Consider the following 24,622-nt stretch of genomic DNA (forward strand, 5'->3'; position numbering starts at 1 on the left):
AAAGCTGTACAATATAAAGCTATACAACATATCATAAAATTATCTATGTACTATTGTCAATATTTTTTATTTGTTTTAAAACAAATTTTTTATAAAATTGTAATTCTCTTATAGATTCATATATATCATCTATCGCTCTGTGTTGTTGTTTTTTTTTCAATTTTATAAAAATATCTGGATACCATTGTTTAATAATTTCCTTAAAAGAACTAACATCAATATTACGATAATGAAAGTATTTTTCTAAACGAGGCATATATTTTGATAAAAATCTTCTATCTTGATATATACTATTACCACACATAGGTGATGTGTTTGGTGGTATATGTAATTTTAAAAAATTTAATAATAAAATTTCTATTTGTAGTTCATTTAATGTACTATGTTGAACTTTATCAATTAAACCATTATTTGTATGTGTATTATAATTCCATGAATTCATATGATTTAAAATTTTTTTTTTTTGATATACACTATAGGTCATACCTGGATACAGTATTTTTAAATTAACATCAGTAATAACAACTGCAATTTCCAAAATACGATCTATATTAAGATTTAAACCAGTCATCTCTAAATCTATCCATATAAACATATTATAATCCTTATATATTATTGTATTTCATAATATAAAATATGATTTTTAACTATTTTTATTAGTATAAAAAATACGTATCAATAACTATATATTACGAAACATAATATGATAAATATTAATTTAGTAGTTATGTATTACATAATATATTTGTATATATATTATGTAAAATTATAATAAATTTATATAAATTATTGTAATAATTTATATATCAGAACAGATAATAAAATTATTACTTATAAATAAATAATTTTTAGAATATTATAAATAACAACATGAGCAAATTTTATAACATATATTTATTAAAATAAATAACATTAATCATAATCTTCTTTATAATAATTAATTTAAAATTAAAATATTATTTAATATGATAATTATCACACACAATAATAATCATTATTAAATAAGTTTGAGTATTAAATTTTATACAAATATTTATTACTTAATATCTGAATTTAAATATGATTTATAAATATATATAAAATGTTTGCATTTGTTAACATAATACATTTTTAAAAATAATAATATTTTCTATTTTAAAAAATAATAATAAATGTTATTTAAATAACATCTAATTTAATTAGATGTTGATACTATCAAAATTAATATTTAGCTTTTGAGATATATATCATACTTTTGATATCTATAATAATCATATCTCTATTATTAATAAAATGCGGTACTTTTATAAGTAAACCATTACTTAATTTAGCTTGTTTGGTATTATTATTAATTGTATGTTTTTTACTAGTAGTTTGTGTATGTAATACACTAAGTGTAATATGTTTCGGTAAAGTTAAAAATATAGGCTGTGAATTCCAAAAAGTAATATTATAATAATATTGTGGTAATAACCATTTATATTTGTTTTGTACAATTTTATTTGATAATATAACTTGTTCAAAATTTTTATTAGACATAAAATAATAAAAAATATGATTGTCATGATATAAATAAATAAATTTATTTTCAAAAATATCAGCTGTATTTAGAGTATAAGTTGCTTTAAAAGTTTTGTGAATAAGCTTTTCAGTAATTAAATTTCTCATTTTAATTCTAACAAAAGCTTGACCTTTACCAGGTTTAACAAATTCATTTTTTTCAATTATATATGGTTGTTGTGCAAATATAAACTTCATTCCTACTTTAAAAGCATTACCAAAATAATTTGTCATTATATTCCTTCATAATATATATATTTTATATATAAAAATATATTACTATATTACCTATAATAATAAAAAATATAATTTTTTACCAAAAATTAAAAGTAATTATATTATAAGAAAAATGATTTATATAAATTAAAATATCATTTTTGGTATTTTATACATATAAATCATTTATATAAGCAAATATTGTTAATATTTATTTTATAAGAAAAATAATTATGACTGATATAACAAATATATTTTATTGATATAAATATATGTAATAACATTTAAATTTTTTATTATATATCTATAAGATAGATATAATTTGTCATACCTAAAATTTTGTAAGAAAAATAATGTGGTAATTTATATACTAAGTTATACGTAATATAATATTAAAAATATTAACATAAATTTAACATAATAATTACTATATTTTTATAGTATTACTATCATGATAAATGTAATTTGATATCATTAAAATATTTTAGAAAAAGTACTAGTGTAAAAATATAAATATCGTAAACACTAAATATCATATTAGTAATTCACTACTAATATGATTAGTATTTTTTATTACTAAATTTAAATAACTGAAATTAATATATAATTAGTAAAACTTATTGGATAAATAGATAAGAACTGTGTTTGTTATATACAACACAGTTCTTATCATTATATTAATCATTATAAATATTTATTTAATATCGTAAAATGATATAATATTATATATTACATCATTCCACCCATACCACCACCCATGCCACTTCCTGGAGGAGTATTATTCATTTCTGTTTTTTCATCTTTTGGTAAATCAGTAATCATACATTCTGTTGTAATCATTAACCCTGCAACAGAAGCAGAATATTGTAATGCCGATCTTGTTACTTTAGTAGGATCTAAAATACCAAATTTAATCATATCACCATATTCTTCACTAGCTGCATTATAACCATAATTACCATGACCATCTTTAACATTATTAGCAACAACAGAAGGTTCTTCACCAGAATTAGATACTATCTGACGTAATGGCGCTTCCATAGCTCTTAAAGCTACTTTAATGCCCATATTTTGGTCTTCATTTTGTCCTGTAAGATGTACTAATTTTGCTGCAACACGCACTAAAGCCACACCACCACCTGCAACAACTCCTTCTTCTACAGCTGCTCTAGTAGCATGTAATGCATCTTCTACACGTGCTTTTTTTTCTTTCATTTCTACTTCTGTAGCTGCACCAACTTTTAATACTGCTACACCACCTGCTAGTTTTGCAACTCTTTCTTGTAATTTTTCACGATCATAATCAGATGTAGCTTCATCTATTTGTTGTCTTATTTGTAATACTCTACCAGAAATATCAGCTTGTTTACCCATGCCATCAATAATAGTTGTAGTATCTTTATTAATTACAATACGTTTAGCTTGTCCTAAATCATCTAATGTTGTTTTTTCTAATTCTAATCCTATTTCTTCAGAAATAACATTACCGCCTGTTAGGATAGCAATATCTTGTATCATAGCTTTACGACGATCACCAAAACCAGGAGCTTTAACAGCTGCAACTTTTACAATACCACGCATAGTGTTTACTACTAAAGTTGCTAAGGCTTCACCATCAACATCTTCTGCAATAATTAATAGAGATTTGCTAGATTTTGCAACGGTTTCTAGTATAGGTAACATTTCACGTATGTTTGATAATTTTTTATCTACTAATAATATATATGGGTGTTCTAACTCTACAGTACCAGATTCAGCTTTATTAATAAAGTAAGGTGATAAATACCCTCTATCAAACTGCATTCCTTCTACAACATCTAATTCATCTTGCAAACCACTACCTTCTTCAACTGTAATTACACCTTCTTTACCTACTTTACCCATAGCTTGTGCAATTAAATCACCAACAGTTTCATCAGCATTAGCTGAAATAGTCCCTACTTGTGCTATAGATTTAGAATCAGAACAAGGCACAGACAATACTTTTAGTTCTTCTACAGCTGCAATTACAGCTTTATCAATACCTCTTTTTAAATCCATAGGATTCATACCTGCTGCAACAGCTTTTAAACCTTCTGTTACAATAGCTTGTGCTAAAACACTAGCGGTAGTTGTACCATCTCCGGCCGCATCATTAGCTTTAGAAGCTACTTCTTTCACCATTTGTGCGCCCATATTTTCAAACTTATCTTCTAATTCAATTTCCCTTGCTACAGTAACACCATCTTTAGTAATCGCAGGTGCTCCAAAAGACTTATCTAAAACTACATTACGTCCTTTAGGACCTAAAGTAATTTTTACTGCATCGGCTAATATGTTCACACCACGTAACATTTTAACACGGGCATCATTACCAAATTTTACATCTTTAGCTGACATTTGATATATCCTTAAATTAACATTAATATGAAGGTAAATATTATTTACATAATCTTTTATATGATTACTTCACAATAGCTAAAATATCACTTTCAGACATTATTAAAACTTCATCATTATCAATTTTTTCAGTTTTAACACTATAACCATCATTAAATATTACTACATCACCCTTTTTTACATCTAAGGGTTTAACAGTACCATTATCTAATATACGTCCTTTCCCTACGGCTAATACTACACCTCGAGTAGATTTTCCAGCTGCGGTACCTGTTAAAACAATACCACCTGCTGATTTAGATTCAACTTCTTGACGTTTAACAATAACACGATCATGTAATGGACGAATATTCATTTTTAGGTATTCTCCTATCATAACTACGTAATTCTTTTAATACAAAAATATAATGTTTTACTAAGCAACGTGTCCAAGAGATGAGGACAGATATACACCGTTTCAAGTCTTTATAAAGAAATTTTTTTTAACATATATTATTTTTATAAAAAAATATTATTTATTAATATCATTTGTAAAATATAATAAGTACATATGACTTTTTTTTACATAAAGGGTAACAATGTTTATTGTTGAATGCATTATATTTATTATCATTATTTATTTAGGTATGAAAACAGGAGGAATAGGATTAGGATTATTTAGTTGTGTTGGGGTTTTAATACTAACATTATGTTTCAATCATAAAATTGGTAATATTCCATTAGATGTAGTAGCAATTATATTATCTGTAACAATTATGATTTCTGTATTATATTTATCAGATGGGATTAACTATTTAATTTATTGTATAAATAAGTTATTATTACAACAACCTAAGTATATTATTATAGTAGCTCCTGTAATAACATATTTTATTACACTAATAACAGGTACTAGTTATACAGCGTTATCTATTTTTCCTGTTATTATGCATATTTCTAAAAAAAACAACATACAACCTGTATATCCACTATCAATATCCGTAGTAGCTTCACAAGTTGCTATTATTGCTTCACCAATATCTGCTGCTTTTATATATTTTTCTAAAATATTAGAACCATTTGGTATTAATTATTTTATCTTATTAACTATCTTTATTCCTTCAACTTTTATAGCTGTTTTGTTAACTTCATTATTTACTAGCATTAGATATAATTTTTATCATAAATTACATGCGACTAATATTATTTCATATAATCATTTTGAAAAAACAAATCTATTTAGTATAAAAGGTAAATATTCATTTATATTATTTTGTATTGGTATTAGTACTATTTTAGTATATAATATTCTATGTAGTATTTATACTATAAGTAATAGTATTCCACGGACTGAATCTATAATATTATTCATGTTGGTTATATCATTAGTAATACATTTAGTCTGTAAAACTAATATCAAAAAAATAACACAAACTAAAATTTTTCAAATTGGTATGGAAGCTTGTATATGTATTATTGGAGTTGCGTGGTTTAGCGATACATTTATAAATGCACATATGAATATTATAAAACTGTTTATTTTATATATTATACAATATAAACCTATCATATTAGCCATTATGTTACTTTTTATAACATCATTATGTTATTCACAAGCAGTTACTACTAGAGCAATTATTCCCTATTTAATTATTTTAGGTGTTCCTTTAAAAACTATTATTAGTATTTTTACAGCAGTTGCAGGAGTATTCATTTTACCAACATATCCTACTATTTTATACGCAGTTAAGATAGATGATACTGGTTCTACTAAAATAGGTAAATATGTATTTAATCATCCATTTTTAATACCTGGAATATCAATTATTACATTATCTATCATAATAAACTTTTTGATTATTCATTACATCATTTAATGATAATAAAAAACATATTGACGCAAAATAGTATTTATTGTTATAATAACGATGTAGTTCTTCATCGCCCGAATAGCTCAGTTGGTAGAGCAGTGGACTGAAAATCCCCGTGTCGGTGGTTCAATTCCGCCTTCGGGCATGATAAGATTATTTATATAAATCAAAAATTTTATAGTATACAAATATTATTTTTGTATATATAAAGAATAACTTTTGTGTTCTCTTAATATTTTGATATTAATATTATACGTAATGGCTATTTTAGACATAATTTGCATTAAACAATATTGATTGTTAGTAAAATAATATATAGTTAAAATATAACCATTAATTATATAATGTTTATTAGTTAATGTATGTTGGCTAGTAATTATTAATCTATCACTAATTCTAGGTATAATATTTGTTATTTTTATTTTTATACTAAAAAGTTTGTTATTATTATAATGATTATTAGCCATATAAATTTTATTTATTATTTCTTGTCCTATATAACATCCTTTATGTAAATCTATAGCATGAAATTTATACATATTAATTTCTTGGGGAATAAATTTTGTAAAATTATTTTTATCAATAATAGGATAACCTATTTGACAAAATAATTTTATATCATAATTATATGAAAAAGCAATTTTATGATATCTAATATATGAAATTATATTATGTATATTATTTACAATAATAATTGTCAAATATTTATTACGTGACATGGTACGTATTTTTAATAAAATATTATCTTTATCAATCAATAAAGAATGTTTATGCATCAAATAATTTGAATTTTGAAAAACGTGTAACAAAAAATTTTGAGTAGTATTATTATCAGCATATATTCCTACTAATGATTTCGTAGAACATAAAATATGCACATCATACAAAAACATATATTTTTTAATACTATTTAAATATATCTGGGCTATATTTTTTCTAATTATATAACCATAACAATTATGCTTATATTTAAAAATTTTCATATTAGTTAATAGCCTGCCTTTTGAATTGCAATGACAAGCATATAAAAAATTTTTTTGGTCTGTTAAATTATCAATATTAATAGTAAGCTGATGTTGTAAAAATTTTTTACTATCTTTACCATTAACAATAATTAAAATCCAATGATTTAATGGAATAAATTTTAATGTAGTTTTCATATGTTATTTTTTAATTATATAAAAAATATTATTTTTTATATAATTAAAAAATAATATTTAATATATTAATATTTGTTTAATAAAACACTAATTACTATATAATAAATTATTATATTTGATTTTTGATTAATATAAGTTTAATGTTTTATGTAGTTCTTGTAATGCATATATTTTATTTTTTGTGTAATGATTTACAATAGATGCAATTGTAGCAAAAGCACTTTTAATAGTAGTATTAAAATAGATATTGTTTTGTAATGCTGTAATACGTATAATTTTAGATTTTTGTATAGATTCTGGACTTAACGCAGTAATAATAATATAATTATACCTTCTATTTTTAATATTATTAATAAGATCTTTAGATATATTATTATCCACTACTATAACAGGTATATTATGTTGTTGTAATATTTTTGCAGTACCTGGTGTAGCTTCAATTTTATAACCATAATTAATTAACTGTTTTGTTAAAACTAAACTATATTTTTTATCTTGATGACTTAAAGATAACAATACAACACTATTTAACTTATAAATTTTATTATCTACATGTAAAATAATTTTAGAAAAAGCTTCCGCAAATGTCATGCCAATACCCATAATTTCACCAGTAGATTTCATTTCCGGACCTAATATAGGATCAACACCATCAAATTTATTAAAGGGTAAAATTGATTCTTTAATAGCAAAATATTTTGGTATTATTTCTCGAGTAATATTTAATTGTGCTAAAGTATAACCAGCCATAACTAAGGCGCCTATTTTTGCCATTGGAAGCCCAATCGTTTTAGAAAGAAAAGGAATAGTACGGGATGCACGAGGATTAACTTCTATTAAATATATTTGATTATTCTTTATCGCAAACTGAATATTGATTAAACCACAGATATTCATCTTATAAGATATTTTACGCACTTGTTGTTTAATATTTGTTATTAATGATTTGTTTATAGTGTATGTTGGCACTACACAAGCAGAATCACCAGAATGTATACCAGCTTGTTCAATATGTTCCATAATACCACCAATAAAAACATCATGGCCATCACAAATAGCATCGACATCTATTTCTATGGCATTATCTAAAAACTTATCTAACAAAATTTCCGTATGATGAGTAATATTTTTTAAAAAATATTGTATTAATTCTGCTTTATTATATACAATTTGCATTGCTTGACCGCCTAATACATATGATGGTCTAACTATTACAGGATAACCAATAATATCAGATTGTATAAGAGCATTTTTGAGATTATGTACAATATAATTTGTTGGTTGTTGTAATTTTAAATCATGAATAATATTTTTAAATTTATCCCTATTTTCTGCGATATCTATATTATGAGGTGTGGTACCTAAAATATTAACTCCCTCTTGAGCAAGATGTTTTGCAATATTTAACGGTGTTTGTCCGCCATATTGCACAATAATACCTCTAGGTTGTTCAATATTAATAATATCTAATATTTTTTCTATATTTAATGGTTCAAAATATAATTTATCAGAAATATCATAGTCTGTTGATACAGTTTCAGGATTGCAATTAACCATAATGGTTTCAAAATTTTTTTCTCGTAATGCTAAAGCAGCGTGTACACAACAATAATCAAATTCTATACCTTGTCCAATTCTATTAGGTCCACTGCCTAAAATAATAATTTTTTTGGGATTACTAGTTACATAAGATTCACATTCAGTACTATAAGTAGAATATATATATGCTGTATTAGTATCAAATTCTGCTGCACATGTATCTACTCTTTTATATACAGGATAAATTTTTTTATTATATCTTAATTTTCTAATATCTTTTTCACATGAATTTACTAACTTAGCAATTCTCATATCGGAAAAACCTTTTTGTTTTAGAAAACGAAAGAACTGTTTATTTTCTAAACTTTGAATTCCTAATGTAAGAATTTTTTGTTCAATATTAATTAAATCTTGTATTTGATCTAAAAACCATACATCAATTTTTGATAATTGATGTATTTTCATTAATGTTATACCAAATCTAAAAGCATCAGCAATAAATTGTATTCTATTTGGACCAGGATGGGATAATTCATATATAATTTTCTTAGTATTTGCATTATTTTGTATAAAAATTTTTGGATCCAAACCACTAATATTATGATCTAAACTACATAATGCTTTTTGTAAAGCTTCCTGAAAATTAGTTCCAATAGCCATAACTTCGCCTACAGATTTCATTTGTATAGATAATCTATGATTAGTTTCATGAAATTTTTCGAAATTAAATTTCGGTATTTTTACTACAATATAATCTATAGAAGGTTCAAATGCAGCAGATATTTTATTATTAGTAATATCATTATTTAATTCATCTAATGTATAACCAATAGATAATTTTGCAGAAATTTTTGCTATAGGAAAACCTGTTGCTTTAGAAGCAAGTGCAGAAGAACGTGATACACGAGGATTCATTTCAATAACAACTAACTTGCCTGTTATAGGATTAACTGCAAATTGTACATTAGCTCCTCCTGAATTAATACCAATATTTTTCATAATACTAATAGCGGCATTACGCATAATTTGATATTCTTTGTCAGATAAAGTTTGTGCTGGCGCTACTGTAATAGAATCACCAGTATGTATACCCATAGGATCAATATTTTCAATAGAACATATAACAATACAATTACCATTTACATCTCTAATCATTTCTAACTCATATTCTTTCCAACCTATTAAAGATTCATCAATAATTAATTCATTAATAGGAGATAATATTATTCCTTGTGCACAAATATTCGTAAATTCTTGCAAATTATATGCTATACCACCACCAGAACCACCCATAGTATAAGAAGGACGTATAATACATGGATAACCTATTTTTTTTACAACATCTAATGCTTCTTGTAAATTATGTACTGCATAAGATGCAGCTATATTTAAACCTATTTGTTGTATAATTTTATTAAAAATATTTCTATTTTCAGCACGATGAATGGCTTGAATAGTAACACCAATAATTTTAACATTATATTTAGTTAAAATATTTGTTTCATATAATTGTAATATACAATTTAAAGCCGTTTGTCCACCCATAGTAGGTAAAATAGCATCTGGTTTTTCTTTTATTATAATTTTAGTAATTGTTTCATGTGTAATAGGCTCAATGTATGTGATATCTGCAAGATCAGGATCTGTCATAATAGTAGCTGGATTAGAATTAATTAAAATTAATTTATATCCTTCTTCTTTTAATGCTTTACAAGCCTGCGTTCCAGAATAATCAAATTCACATGCTTGACCAATAACAATAGGGCCAGAACCTATAATCATAATACTTTTTATGTCAGTACGTTTTGGCATATTTTATATACTCTCCTTTATTTTAATAGAACAATATTGTTGTATTAATTGTATAAAATAATCAAATAATATTGCAATATCATGTGGTCCTGGATTACCCTCAGGATGTCCTTGGAAACCAAAAGCAGGTTTATACCGATGATGTATGCCCTGGATAGTTCTATCAAAGAGAGAGATATGTGTAATATATAGATTTTTGGGAATATTCTTTTTATCTATTGTAAAACCATGATTTTGTGTAGTAATAAATATTTTATTATTTAATAAATTTTTTACAGGATGATTACTACCATGATGTCCTACAAACATTTTTTTGATTTTAGCATTATTAGCTAGTGCTAATAATTGATGTCCTAAACAAATACCAAAAATTGGTATATTAGTAGTAAGTATTTGTTTTATAGTATTAATAATACTAGTACAGGGTCTAGGATCACCAGGACCATTAGATAAAAAAATACCATCAGGATTTAACGCCATAATTTCATTAAAAGAAGTATTAGCAGTGACAATAGTAACATAACAACCACGATCTACTAACATATTTAAAATATTATTTTTAATACCAAAATCATATGCAATAACATGCATTACAGAATAATTATATCTTTTTTTGTGTAATTCAATTACATTACGATCGATATTACTATGTATCCATGAATAATTTATTTTGGTAGTAACATGTTGTACTAAATTTTTTTTTATATATTTTTTTTTAAAAATATGAATATTATCTAATATATCTTCTTTTTTATAATTATTATTGCCAGTAATAATACAACCATAATGATTTTTTTTATTACGTAATAATCTTGTTAATTGTCGTGTATCAATATTAGTAATGGTAATAATATTATGTTTTTTTAAAAAAATATCTAATGTAGTATAACTACGATAATTACTAGTTATCATAGATATATTTTGTATTACTAATCCTTGTAAAAATATTTTTGATGATTCATTATCATGTAATGAAATACCTACATTACCAATATGTGGATATGTTAAAACAACAATTTGCTTATAGTAAGAAGGATCAGTAATAATTTCTTGGTAACCAGTTATAGATGTATTAAAAACAAATTCTCCTGTTACCATGCCATCGATACCTATAGATTGACCGAAAAACTCGGTACCATCTTCCATAATAAGACACGCTGTGTTTTTAAACAAAAAACCTCCTGTTGATCAAAGTTTTTATTTTAAATAAAAATTGTATTGTTATTAAAAATATATTTTATATTACAATATTTGTAATAAGTATTTTTTTTAAAAAATACAATTATATGTTTATTGACAAGTACTATATTCAATAAACAATAAACAACATAATAATATTATTTAACCTATACATCTTTGCTACACAGATATATTGTTATTATTTACAAAATATTTCAGTATGAAATATGTATCAATATCTTGATTATACAAAACTTTCACATACTCTCTTAACAATTAAGAGAGTAAAAAAAATATTAACATAATATTTTCTGTAAAGATTTCATATTAATCATATATTTACGTAAAATTATTCCTATTTTCTCAATAGGATGATCATGAATCTTATTCTGAATATTTAATAAAATTATATTATTAATATTTGTATTTAATTTTTTAATACCTAAATCTTCTTGTGTTAAAGTATCTATAAAATTTTGCAATAATGGTATTGCCCTATTAGTAAATAAATAATTACCATATTCAGCTGTATCAGATATAGTTTTATTCATTTCATATAATTTTTTTCGTTTTATAGTATTTGCTATTAATGGTAATTCATGTAGTGATTCATAATATGCCGAAATATTAGATATGCCAGTTTCAATCATAATTTCGTATGATAGTTCCACGCTAGCTTTAATAATAGCAACCATAAACACACCATGTTCAAAAACATATTGTTCTGTTAATGTTTTTTGTCCATTCACAATATTTTCAAAACCATGTTGTTGATATTGTTTTCTCCATGTTAATAGATTTATGTCATTATTTTCCCAATCTATTATCATTTTTTGTGCAAATTTCCCAGAGATAATATCATCCATATGTATTTTAAATAACGGTTGTAATATTTTTTTTAATCTTTTAGACAATTGATATGCATGTATTTTACTCATATTATCTAAGCGATCCATCATTAAACTTATTCCACCTTGTTTTAAAGCTTCAGTAATATATTCCCAGCCGTATTGAATTAATTGTGAAGCATTTATAGGTTTAACATGCATACTAATAAGTTTATCATAAAAAATCATAGAAGCTGTTTGCAGCATACCACATAATACTGTTTGTTCACCCATTAAATCAGATTTAACTTCTGCAGCAAATGAAGATTCTAAGACACCTGCTTTATGACTTCCTATAGATACAGCCCAAGCTTTTGCTATTTCTAAAGCTTTATGATCATAATTATGATGAATAGCAATTAATGCTGGAACCCCAAAACCACGCTTAAATTCTTCTCTTACTTCTGTACCCGGACATTTTGGAGCTACCATTATGATATTAATATTATTTGGGAATTGTTCGCCTTCTTCAATAATATTAAAACCATGGGAATATCCTATTGTAACTTTGTTTTTTAATAAAGGTTTAATATTCTTAAAAACTTTTTTATGTTGTTTATCTGGCGTTAAATTAATAATTAAATCTGCAGATGGTATTAATTCTTGTATAGTTCCAACAAAAAAATTATGTTTTGTTGCTCTTTTCCATGAAATATTTTTATACATAATTGCATTTTTAGTTAGAGCATATGAAATATCTAATCCAGAATCTCGCATATTTAATCCTTGATTTAATCCTTGTGCACCACAACCAATAATAACAATTTTTTTGTTTTTAAGAAATTTTACTCCTTGATCAAATTCTTTATTTTTCATTAAACGAGATTTTTGTAATGTATGTAATTTTTCACGAAAGTTCAAAGTATTAAAATAATTATTCATAGATATAGTAACCTTATATATGTAGTACTGATAAACAGTAATATATTTATTATATTAAATATATGTTTTGTTTATTAAATATTATATAAATCAAAATTTTTTTATCAATAATATTTTTATATAAAAATATTATCTAAAATAAATATTATTTACAGTACTTAAATTTATTAGGATCCCTAATAGCACCTTTATCTGCACTTGTCACAAAAGCAGCATAAGCTTGCAATGAAATAGAAATATGTCTTTTACGTTTTGTAGGTGTATAAGCTTTAATACCTCTATTTTTTTCTTTGTGTATTCTTTGAGTAATAACATCATGAGATATTTTAAGATTAATAGTACGTTGTGGTATATTAATTTCTATTATATCATTGTTTTCTATTAAAGCGATTAAACCATGATTTGCAGCTTCTGGAGAAATATGTCCAATAGATAATCCTGATGAACCACCAGAAAAACGACCATCTGTAATTAATGCACAGCTTGTATCTAATTTCATAGTTTTTAAATAGGAAGTAGGATATAACATTTCCTGCATTCCTGGTCCTCCTTTAGGTCCTTCATATCTAATAACTACTACATCACCAGGAATAATATGTTTATTTAAAATAGCTTTTACCGCATCTTCTTGACTCTCATATACTTTAGCTTTGCCAGTAAAAACCATTAATTTATTATGAACACTAGCTGTTTTTACCACACAACCATGTTTTGCAATATTACCATATAATACTGCTAAACCACCATCTTTACTAAATGCATAATTATAAGATCTAATACAACCAATTTTTCTATTTATATCTAAATTATGAAAAAATTTGCTTTGTGAAAATGGTTTTATAGTTTTTATATTACCTGGTGCAGAAGAAAAAAATTTTTTAATATCTTTATTTTGTGTGATAGTAATATCATATTTTATTATTGTTTCATATAAAGTTATATTCATAATATTTTTTACGGTAGCATCTATTAAATCTATTTTATATAGTTCATTTAATAAACTTATAACACCACCAGCTCTATGAAAATCTTCCATATAATATTTTTTAGTACTTGGTGATAACATACATAACCAAGGTACTTTTCTAGATAACATATCTATTTCTGATAAATTTAAAGATATTTTAGCTTCATGTGCTAATGCTAACATATGTAAAATAGTATTAGTAGAACCACCCATAGCAATATCCATTGTGATAGCATTAATAAAAGCAGATTTATTAGCAATTTTACGTGGTAAAACATTAATATTATCTTCTTGATAATATTGTTGTGTAATATTAACTATAGTACGCCCTGCTAAAATACATAAATTTTTACGGTTTATATGTGTTGCTAATAATGTACCATTACCTGGTAATGCTAAACCTAATGCTTCTGTAAGACAATTCATAGAATTTGCTGTAAACATTCCTGAACAAGAACCACATGTAGGACACGCATTATCTTCAATATTTTTTATGCTAGATGTAGAAAATTTTGTGTTACCTCCATATATCATAGCATCAACTAAATCAATTCTTTGTTCTTGAGAATTTATATATATTTTACCTGCTTCCATAGGACCTCCAGAAATAAAAACTGTAGGTATATTTAAACGTAAAGAAGCCATTAACATTCCAGGAGTAATTTTATCACAATTAGTAATACAAATCATAGCATCTACACAATGTGCGTTAATTACATATTCTATAGAATCTGCAATAAGTTCTCTTGATGGTAAAGAATACAACATACCACTATGACCCATAGCTATGCCATCATCAATGGCTATTGTATTAAATTCTTTTGCAACAGCACCATTTAAGGTAATTTCTTTAGAAATTATTTTTGCTATATCTTTTAAATGTATATGTCCGGGTACAAATTGTGAAAATGAATTAACTATTGCAATAATAGGTTTATGAAAATCCTCATTATGCATGCCAGTAGCTTTCCATAATGCTCGAGCTCCAGACATATTACGTCCTTGTGTTGTTATTGATGAACGATAAATAGGCATGATAGTCTCGTTTTATAAGTAAAAAAAAATACATATTAATACGATTTTAATTAATTTTAGTAAATTTTAATGTTTATTGTTAAAATATAGAAATAAATTTTTTATATGTTATTTTTATGTGTAATATTTTACCTCTACTAATTATTCATGACTATATTATGAATTTTATGTATAAAAATTTTTATTATAGTTATGATGAATATTTCATTTATTTAATAATGCTAATACAAAATAATTTTTATAAATAAAAATTAAAAAAATTTGTAATTTTAAAATACTATAATAATAAGTTATAATACTAAAAAAATAATATATAAAACTAATATCATATGTTTTTAAATCGTAAAAATATTTTTGTTAATATTTTCAAAAATAATATCTAAAATAATTTCATATATTTTTTTATGAAAACTATATTAATAATAAATGTTTTTACAGATACATCAATTATAAAAACAATTTCTAATATTTTTAATTATCATCATTATATAATTACTATTATGTTGTATATCATTACTAAATTAGTATTTTAATACTATTACTTATAATATAATTTTTAATAAAAACATATTTTTATAAACTTATATGTAATATCAATTTGTTTAATCACAAAAAATTATGTAAAAAATAATATATTTTTATATTATGATGTACATATTTAATATAATTTTTATGATATTAAATAATAAATTTTTTATAAAATATTATAACATAGTCATATATTATGTAGAATAAAACACTATAATTAACCATGTGTAATATAATATTAACTTGAGATTATTGATATCGAATCATACTATTGTATAGTTAAATGAAATTTGTTGTTTTTATAAAAATTAAAATATTTTCTTACACTATATTAAAAGATAAAAATTATATTTAAATTATTGAATCCTAATATTTTTTACATCTATTAATTTATAAATTTGTTGTACTAATAAATGTATAGATTTATAACTTTTAACTATAATATAAAAAATAATATGATTATCTTTTTTTATTGTATTCATATTTATAGAATATAATAAATATCCTCTATGACGGATAATACGTATAATACGTTCAGTAATTTCAGGAATAATATTAGTTATTATATATAATTGATATTTTTTCATTTAATCATTCTCTATCATATTATCATTACTTTGTCCAGGTGGTACTAAAGGCCAAACATTATCATTTTCATTGATTTTTACATGTAATATATAAGTATTTTCTATAGAAAAAATTTTTTTTAATCCTGAATATATTTCAGACATTTTTTGAATACTTGTACCCAATATGCCAAAAGCATTAGCTAATTGTAAAAAATTAGGATTATCATTTAATATAGTTTCACTATATCTTTGATTAAAAAATATTTGTTGCCATTGACGTACCATACCTAATCTTTGATTATCTAATAATATAATTTTAATAGGCAACTTTTTTCTTTTAATAGTATTTAATTCTTGTATATTCATCATAAAAGAACCATCTCCAGAAATACAAATTACTGTATGTTCAGGAAAAGCTATTTGCGCACCAATAGCTGCAGGTAAACCAAAACCCATAGTACCTAATCCACTAGAAGTAATAAATTTTCTTGGATGTTTAATATTAATATGTTGTGCGGCCCACATTTGATGTTGACCAACATCAGTAGTAATAATAGTATTCTTAGGCATTAATTTTGATAGTTTATTTAAAAAAAATGGGGCATAAATTTTTGTATCGTTATAATTATTATCATAATTCCAAGAATATTTTTTTTTTATTATACTAATATAATTTAACCAAGACTTAATATTTTTAGGTTTTACAAATAAGGGAATGTAATCATTTATATCTCCTAATAATTTTATATGTGCTAAACAAATTTTATCAAATTCTGCAGCATCAATATCTAAATGTATAATTTTAGCTTTATTAGCAAAGGTTTTAATATTACCAGTAACACGATCATCAAATCTAGCACCTATAGCTATAAGAAGATCGCATTTTTGTACTGCAATATTTGCTGCTTGATTACCATGCATACCTAACATTCCTAAATAATAGGGGTCATCATATAAGACTACACCTAAACCTTTCAATGTTACTACAGTAGGTATTTGTGTATATTGAATAAATTTTCGGATTGTGTTTACTGCATTACTTAGGCTAACACCGCCACCTATGTATAGTATAGGCATATTGGCTTGATATAATATTTTATTAACTTTATGTATGTCATTATTAATATAAAATGTTTTTTTATTTTTAATTGTGACAGTTTTATGATTATTTTGTATAGAAGTTATATTTTTTAATAATTGTATATCTTTTGGAATATCTATTAAAACAGGTCCAGGACGATTAGATAAAGCAATGTTAAAAGATTTAGTTATTATAGAATATAATGTTGTTGGATCTGTAATTAAAAAACTGTGTTTTGTACATGCTAAGGACATACTTATAATATCTATTTCTTGAAAAGCGTCTGTACCAATTAATGATAATGGTACTTGACCTGTAATAGCAATAATAGGAATAGAATCCATCATGGCATCTGCAATTCCAGTAAGTAAATTAGTAGCACCAGGTCCTGAAGTAGCTATACAAACTCCTATATTTCCAGTTGCTCGTGCATATCCAATTGCTGCTATTGCTGCACCTTGTTCATGTCTGCATAATATATGTTCTATATTAGAATGATATAACGCATCATATAATGGCATAATAGCACCACCAGGATATCCAAAAACTATTTTGATATTATGTTGATATAATATTTGTACTATATATTCTGCTCCATTCATATTAGTTTTAATACCTCAATGTATATAATTATCAAATAAATTATATTTTTTATATAACATTATTTTTAAGCATCTATGTACGAATATTTTAAATATTTATTTATTATAATTTAATATATATTTAAAAAATTTTAAATAAAATTTATTTTTTATAGAATTAATATCAGATTTTTTATGAAAAGTATATTATTGTTACAGGGGTGGAGGGATTTGAACCCCCAACTACCGGTTTTGGAGACCGATGCTCTACCGATTGAACTACACCCCTATATTTATTTATAGATAAAATCCTTTTCTATATTATATAACATATGTATTTTTTTTATCAATATAAAATATACAATATGTTTGTTAGAAAAATAAAACTTTTGATTGACATTTATATTTAAGGTAGTTCAACATAAGGATACTATATATTTAAATTATTCTTAATAACATTAAACTATGATAAGTAATACAAATAAATATGCATTTATTAGTGTTGTAAATAAATCTCATCTTTTAACCTTAGTTAAAATATTAATACAATATAAGTACAATATTATTGCTAATCCAAAAACGTATTTATTTTTAAAATCTCAAGGATATCCGGTTATTAATTTAGTTAATTATTTACAGGATAATAATTCTATATCTAATGTAAATTTATTATCAAATAATAAGATTTATCATGGAATTTCTAGTAATAGAAGTATACAAGATATCACTTTATTTAAACAAAATAATATTTATTTTATTGACTTAGTAGTTATTAATATATATGATTTTTATATTTATGATAATGATCAAGTCATAAATGTTGAAAATTCAATTAATAATATAGATAATATTACATCATATTTATTGTTATCAGCTGCAAAAAACTATAAATATGTTACTTCTATAATCGATCCTATTGATTATGATTTTATTATTAGTGAATTACAATCTAATTGTTTTATTTCTGTGAATACAAAAATACAATTAGCCAATAAAACATTTGATTATGTTTATTTATATATTAAAAAATTATCTACATTTTTTAACACACATCGTGATTACTTATTATATAAAAATGTAAACACAGATGTTTCAAAATATAATATTAATAAATTTTCTTCACAACAAAAAGATAATATACAATATGAATCAAGCGACTATCATCAAAAACAATTTTTAAATAATATAGAAGAATATTTAAAACAAAGTAATTTACAACAAATACAAGGTAAAGAGCTGTTATATATTGATTACATTACTATTAAAATAATACTTGATTATTTTAATATTTTTATTCAACCAACATGTATTATTTTCCAAAATACACAATTATGTTCTGTAGCATCAAATATAATTTTAGTACAAGCTTATATTAATGCTTATTGTGCGAATAATGTTTTGATACAAAATGACATGATAATTGGTTTAAATCAACCATTAAATATAGATACAGTGACACATCTAGTCCAACATACACATATTAAAATTATTTTAGTTCCTGATATTACATATAAAGCTCGACAAATGTTATCAAAAAAAAATATTATTGTATTAATATATAAATTAAGTAAGAATAGTAAAAAGATTAATATACAATATATTAATCAAGATTATTTTGTTAATAAATCTAATGATTATATTTTCCAGCAAAAAAACATTAATATTGTTAGTTTAAGACAACCTACACAACAAGAAATGAAAGATATGTTTTTTTGCTGGAAAATTATCAAATTAATTAAAACTAATAGTATTATTTGCAGTAAAAATAATATTACTTTAGGTATTGGAAATAGTAAGATTGATTTATTTCATGCTATTAAAATTGCTATTAAAAATGCAAAGATAAATGGATTTAATACCAAAAATTCATGTATAGCTTCTGAAGCTTTTATTACTTCAGAAAAATGTATACATTATATGGCTAAATATGGTATTACATGCATTATACAACCTGGTGGTGCTATACATGATAAAATGATTATTAGTGTTGCCAACAAATATAATATATCTATGATTTTTACTAATATTCGCTATATATCATAATTTATAATATAATAATTCTTAAAATATTTTATATTTGGATACTATATGACAGATTGGATAACAGGAAAAATAAAAAAAATAAAATATTGGCCTAAAAATTTATTTAGTATTATTATACATGCCAATATTAATATGTTTCTTCCAGGACAATTTACAAAATTATCTTTAAAAATTAATAACATGCAAGTACAAAGAGCATATTCTTATATTAATGCTCCAGAAAATAAAAATCATGAATTTTATATTAAAAATATTATTTGCGGTAAATTAACATCATATTTAAAATCATTAAAATATGATGATAATATTATGATAGCTAAACAAGCGTTCGGAACATTTACTATAAAAAATATTAATCCTTGTCAAAACTTGTGGATGATTTCTACTGGGACAGGAATAGGACCATACTTATCAATATTACAAGATGGTCAATGCTTTAAAAAATTTAAAAAAATTATTTTAGTATATTCTATACCAAATATGGAATATTTTAGTTATTACCATTTAGTTAGGTCTTTATATAAAAAATATCATAAACAATTAATTGTACAAATTATTTTAACACAACAACATCATGTAAATAATGAAAATTTTTTATATGGACGTATACCACAATTAATTTCAAACAAAATTTTAGAACATAAAATTAATATTAAAATTCATAAAGATTCTACACATATAATGTTATGTGGAAATCCTAATATGATAAAAGAAACAAAAAGTATTTTACAACATGATTATAATTTAAAAAAAAATTACATTGATTTACAAGGTCATATTACTACAGAACAATATTGGTAATATGTATTACAAATAATTTATATAATATATGTGGCATAAGATATGAAAAAATTTTTGATTATAGGTAATTGGAAATTGCATGGTAATTTAAATTTTATAAAACATAGTATGCAACAATTAATTTTTTATATACAAAATAACAAACTACTATATAGTGAATTATCTATTGCAGCACCTTATACTTATCTACATTATATATATAATAATATACCAGATAAATTATTTAATATAAGTGCACAAAATGTTGATATACATACAATAGGCTCTTATACTGGAGAAATATCAGTATATATGTTAAAAGATATTGGTGTTAAATATGTTATTATAGGGCATTCTGAACGAAGATTGTTACATAACGAAAATAATGAAGTTATTGCACATAAATTATCTCTAGTTAAATCTGTAGGGTTAATACCCATATTATGTATTGGTGAAACACTGTGTGAAAAAAATAATAACCAAACAATTAATATTTGTATTAATCAAATTAATACTATTATTAAAAAATATAGTATTAATTTTTTAAAAAATATTATTATTGCCTACGAACCTGTTTGGGCTATTGGTTCTGGTATAGTACCTAACATATGCGAAATACAAAAAACTATTACATGTTTAAAACAATATATTAAAAAAATAAGTATAGATATAGCTAATAGTATTTTATTTCAATATGGCGGATCAGTTAATTTTAATAATCTGGACCAGTTTATTCATACCAAAAATATAGATGGTTTATTAATTGGTAAAGCATCATTAGATATCGATCTTTTTATAAAAATTATTGAAAAAATTGATCAAAAACTAATTTTTATTCATAGGTCTTAATGCAGGAAATAATATTACATCTCGAATAGATGGACAATTAGTAAATAACATAATTAATCTGTCTATTCCTATACCTAAACCTGCAGTTGGTGGCAAACCGTATTCTAATGCTTCTATATAATCATGATCAATAATCGTACACGTATTTGTTATAGTAGTATTTTGATCATATAGTGTTTTTTGTTGGACAAATCTTTGTTGTTGTTCTTGTGGATCATTTAATTCCGAAAAACCGTTTGCAATTTCCATACCACACATAAAAAATTCAAATCTATCAGTTATATCATGATTCATATCATTACTCCGTGCTAATGGTGATATTGCTACGGGATATTCTGTAATAAATGTTGGAGCAACTAATTTATGAATAACTTTTTCTTCAAAAAGTACAGATATTATTTCTCCTAAACTAAAATAATCTGGTATATTTAATTTAAATAAATGCATTATTTTTTTTAATTCTAAAATATTATTTAATATTTCTAATGTTATATTAGGACAATATAATATTATTGCTTCTTTCATAGTTAAAATATTAAAAGGTTTATTTAGGTCAAAAATATACTTACCATATTTTATGTTTTTAGTATGAAAAATATTATAGTATGTATCTTTGAATAATTTTTCTAATAATACTATTAGATCTTTATAATCAGCATATGCTATATATAATTCCATCATAGTAAATTCAGGATTATGTTGTGTTGAAATACCTTCATTACGAAAATTTTTATTAATTTCGAAAACCTTATTAAAACCTCCAATGACTAGTCTTTTTAAATATAACTCTGGAGATATACGTAAGTACATGTCTATGTTATATGTATTATGATGTGTAATAAATGGTCTAGCATTAGCACCACCAGGAATATTTTGCATCATAGGTGTTTCAACTTCGATAAAATTCATTTTATGCATGTAATTACGTATATATGCAATAATTTTAGATCTTGTAATAAAAAGTTTTTGGGAATCTTTATTTACTATTAAATCTAAATAACGTTTACGATATTTTGTTTCTTGATTATTTAATCCATGATATTTATTTGGTAATTGTCTTAATGTCTTTGTTAATAAATAAAATTTTTGACAATAAATAGATAATACACCAGTTTTAGTAGTAAATACAGTACCTGTAATGCCAATTATATCTCCTAAATCTATTTGTTTGATACATTCTTTATATGAAATATTCAATAAACTATTTTTTGTAAAATAAATTTGCATTACGTCTGATTCATCTTTTATTTGTATAAAAGTTGCTTTACCCATAATACGTAAATTAATAATACGTCCTGCTAAATGATATATAGTGGTATCTTTACCTTGTTTTTTTTTAATAAAATGTTTATATAACATTTGCGATGTTATATTTATTTTAAAATTATTTGGATAAGCATTTTTTTTTTTTTTTATTTTATGTAATTTTTCTATTCTATATTGTCTAATGATATTATTATTCGATATATTATTTTTAATATGTTTATTCGTCATAAAAAATAACCTTATATATTTTTATAATCCTAATTTTAAACTAGCTTTGATAAACGGATCTAAATTACCATTTTCTAATACAGATGGTATGTTATTTATTATAATTCCTGTTCTAACATCTTTAATTCGTGAATCATCTAGTATATAAGAACGTATTTGATATCCCCAACTAATATCTAATTTATTTTTTTCTATTTTTTTTTGTGTTTGTTTTTGTATAAAATATTGTAATTTATATAATTTTAATTTTATTTGTTTAATAGCTTGTTGTTTATTTTGATGTTGTGATCTATTATTTTGGCATTGTGTAACTATACCTGTAGGAAGATGTGTTATACGTACAGCCGATTCAGTACGATTTACATGTTGTCCTCCAGAACCTGAAGCTCTATAAACATCAATTCGTAAATCATCTACCTTTATAGAAACATTAATATGTTGTTCTATATCAGGATATACAAAAGTAGAAACAAAAGAAGTATGTCTTCTATGTGAAGAACTAAATGGACTTTTCCTAACTAATCGATGTATCCCGCTTTCAGTTCTTAACCAACCAAAAGCATAATTACCTTTAATATGTATTGTGACAGATTTTATACTACCATCAAGTTCACCAGTAGTTTCTTCTGTTATAATTGTTTTAAATTTTTTATTTTCTGCCCATTTTAAATACATTTTCATAATTATTTGTGCCCAATCTTGTGATTCTATTCCTCCAGATCCAGCTTTTATATCTATAAAACAATCTTTTTCATCATTTTTTTTATTAAATAATTTTGTAAATTCTAAATAGTTTATTTGTTTTTTAAGGTTATTTAATATTTTAATAGATTCTTTAATCATAATATTATCATTAGTTTCTATAGCTAACTTTATTAATTCATTCATATCTATCAATTCTTTCTGTATATTATTTAATAAAAATAAAATATTATTAATTTTAGATTTTTTTTTTTTTAATTTATATATTAGGGTAAAATTATTCCAATTATCAGGATGCGCCAAAGTATTATTAATATCTAATATTTGTTTTTGATATTTAGAATAATTAAAAATACTACGAATAAAATTATTTCTTTTTTGTATATCTTTCAATTTTTTTTGTATTAAATATATTACACACATTATCATTCCTTTATTTAATACAAAAATATCATTCACACATACATTAAATGTATTTGTATATAAAAAAGAGATATGAAGTAAAATTACCATACATACTAGAAACAAAATATTACATTTTATAGAAAAA

At 23.3% G+C, this 24,622-nt stretch carries 17 protein-coding genes and 2 tRNA genes; 5 read left to right on the forward strand and 14 right to left on the reverse strand.

Features of this window, described 5'->3' with window-relative positions:
- Positions 1–43 precede the first annotated feature (43 nt).
- The 4 genes from orn to GJT86_RS00900 form a co-directional block, all read right to left on the reverse strand.
- Positions 44–595 (reverse strand): oligoribonuclease, encoded by a 552-nt coding sequence (orn, locus tag GJT86_RS00885; protein ID WP_168920421.1) that lies wholly within the window; start codon positions 593–595, stop codon positions 44–46.
- Between the two features lie 605 nt (positions 596–1,200).
- Complete coding sequence (locus tag GJT86_RS00890; protein WP_168920422.1) at positions 1,201–1,773, reverse strand: elongation factor P; 573 nt, start codon at positions 1,771–1,773, stop codon at positions 1,201–1,203.
- 711 nt (positions 1,774–2,484) lie between these two features.
- Complete coding sequence (gene groL / locus GJT86_RS00895) at positions 2,485–4,134, reverse strand: chaperonin GroEL (RefSeq protein WP_168920423.1); 1,650 nt, start codon at positions 4,132–4,134, stop codon at positions 2,485–2,487.
- 64 nt (positions 4,135–4,198) lie between these two features.
- Positions 4,199–4,489: a co-chaperone GroES gene (locus GJT86_RS00900; RefSeq protein ID WP_168895552.1), complete on the reverse strand. Its 291-nt coding sequence runs from the start codon at positions 4,487–4,489 to the stop codon at positions 4,199–4,201.
- A 223-nt stretch (positions 4,490–4,712) separates the two neighbouring features.
- Here GJT86_RS00900 and GJT86_RS00905 point away from each other — a divergent pair, with 223 nt between their 5' ends.
- Together GJT86_RS00905 and GJT86_RS00910 are read left to right on the forward strand one after the other, a co-directional pair.
- Positions 4,713–5,990, forward strand: a complete 1,278-nt coding sequence (locus GJT86_RS00905; RefSeq protein ID WP_168920424.1) for an anaerobic C4-dicarboxylate transporter family protein — start codon at positions 4,713–4,715, stop codon at positions 5,988–5,990.
- Between the two features lie 66 nt (positions 5,991–6,056).
- Positions 6,057–6,129 (forward strand) — tRNA-Phe (locus GJT86_RS00910).
- Between the two features lie 46 nt (positions 6,130–6,175).
- Here GJT86_RS00910 and GJT86_RS00915 read toward each other — a convergent pair.
- From GJT86_RS00915 to GJT86_RS00950, 8 genes are all read right to left on the reverse strand, one after another.
- Complete coding sequence (locus GJT86_RS00915) at positions 6,176–7,144, reverse strand: tRNA-modifying protein YgfZ (protein WP_168920425.1); 969 nt, start codon at positions 7,142–7,144, stop codon at positions 6,176–6,178.
- A gap of 126 nt (positions 7,145–7,270) precedes the next feature.
- Positions 7,271–10,495: a carbamoyl-phosphate synthase large subunit gene (gene carB, locus GJT86_RS00920; RefSeq protein ID WP_168920426.1), complete on the reverse strand. Its 3,225-nt coding sequence runs from the start codon at positions 10,493–10,495 to the stop codon at positions 7,271–7,273.
- A gap of 3 nt (positions 10,496–10,498) precedes the next feature.
- Positions 10,499–11,641 carry a glutamine-hydrolyzing carbamoyl-phosphate synthase small subunit gene (gene carA / locus GJT86_RS00925; protein ID WP_168920652.1) on the reverse strand — a complete coding sequence of 381 codons (1,143 nt, stop codon included), beginning with the start codon at positions 11,639–11,641 and terminating at the stop codon, positions 10,499–10,501.
- 329 nt (positions 11,642–11,970) lie between these two features.
- On the reverse strand, positions 11,971–13,443 hold the full coding sequence (gene ilvC / locus GJT86_RS00930) for a ketol-acid reductoisomerase (protein WP_168920427.1): 1,473 nt from the start codon (positions 13,441–13,443) through the stop codon (positions 11,971–11,973).
- A 145-nt stretch (positions 13,444–13,588) separates the two neighbouring features.
- Positions 13,589–15,445 carry a dihydroxy-acid dehydratase gene (gene ilvD, locus GJT86_RS00935; protein ID WP_168920428.1) on the reverse strand — a complete coding sequence of 619 codons (1,857 nt, stop codon included), beginning with the start codon at positions 15,443–15,445 and terminating at the stop codon, positions 13,589–13,591.
- 884 nt (positions 15,446–16,329) lie between these two features.
- Positions 16,330–16,560: an acetolactate synthase 2 small subunit gene (ilvM, locus tag GJT86_RS00940; RefSeq protein ID WP_168920429.1), complete on the reverse strand. Its 231-nt coding sequence runs from the start codon at positions 16,558–16,560 to the stop codon at positions 16,330–16,332.
- Complete coding sequence (ilvG, locus tag GJT86_RS00945; RefSeq protein ID WP_168920430.1) at positions 16,561–18,225, reverse strand: acetolactate synthase 2 catalytic subunit; 1,665 nt, start codon at positions 18,223–18,225, stop codon at positions 16,561–16,563.
- Positions 18,226–18,420: 195 nt separating this feature from the next.
- Positions 18,421–18,493 (reverse strand) — tRNA-Trp (locus GJT86_RS00950).
- Between the two features lie 176 nt (positions 18,494–18,669).
- Here GJT86_RS00950 and GJT86_RS00955 point away from each other — a divergent pair.
- The 3 genes from GJT86_RS00955 to tpiA are packed head-to-tail and all read left to right on the forward strand — an operon-like array spanning position 18,670 to position 21,876.
- Positions 18,670–20,247: a hypothetical protein gene (locus GJT86_RS00955; protein WP_168920431.1), complete on the forward strand. Its 1,578-nt coding sequence runs from the start codon at positions 18,670–18,672 to the stop codon at positions 20,245–20,247.
- A 45-nt stretch (positions 20,248–20,292) separates the two neighbouring features.
- Positions 20,293–21,048 carry an FAD-binding oxidoreductase gene (locus GJT86_RS00960; RefSeq protein ID WP_168920432.1) on the forward strand — a complete coding sequence of 252 codons (756 nt, stop codon included), beginning with the start codon at positions 20,293–20,295 and terminating at the stop codon, positions 21,046–21,048.
- Between the two features lie 42 nt (positions 21,049–21,090).
- Positions 21,091–21,876, forward strand: a complete 786-nt coding sequence (gene tpiA / locus GJT86_RS00965) for a triose-phosphate isomerase (RefSeq protein ID WP_168920433.1) — start codon at positions 21,091–21,093, stop codon at positions 21,874–21,876.
- On the opposite strand, the gene lysS is transcribed toward tpiA, so the two are convergent.
- Positions 21,853–23,370 carry a lysine--tRNA ligase gene (gene lysS, locus GJT86_RS00970; RefSeq protein ID WP_168920434.1) on the reverse strand — a complete coding sequence of 506 codons (1,518 nt, stop codon included), beginning with the start codon at positions 23,368–23,370 and terminating at the stop codon, positions 21,853–21,855. The genes tpiA and lysS overlap by 24 nt on opposite strands.
- Positions 23,371–23,391: 21 nt before the next feature.
- Positions 23,392–24,495: a peptide chain release factor 2 gene (gene prfB, locus GJT86_RS00975; RefSeq protein WP_168920653.1), complete on the reverse strand. Its 1,104-nt coding sequence runs from the start codon at positions 24,493–24,495 to the stop codon at positions 23,392–23,394.
- Between the last annotated feature and the right edge of the window lie 127 nt (positions 24,496–24,622).

Source organism: Enterobacteriaceae endosymbiont of Macroplea appendiculata (assembly GCF_012571605.1).
GTDB lineage: Bacteria > Pseudomonadota > Gammaproteobacteria > Enterobacterales > Enterobacteriaceae.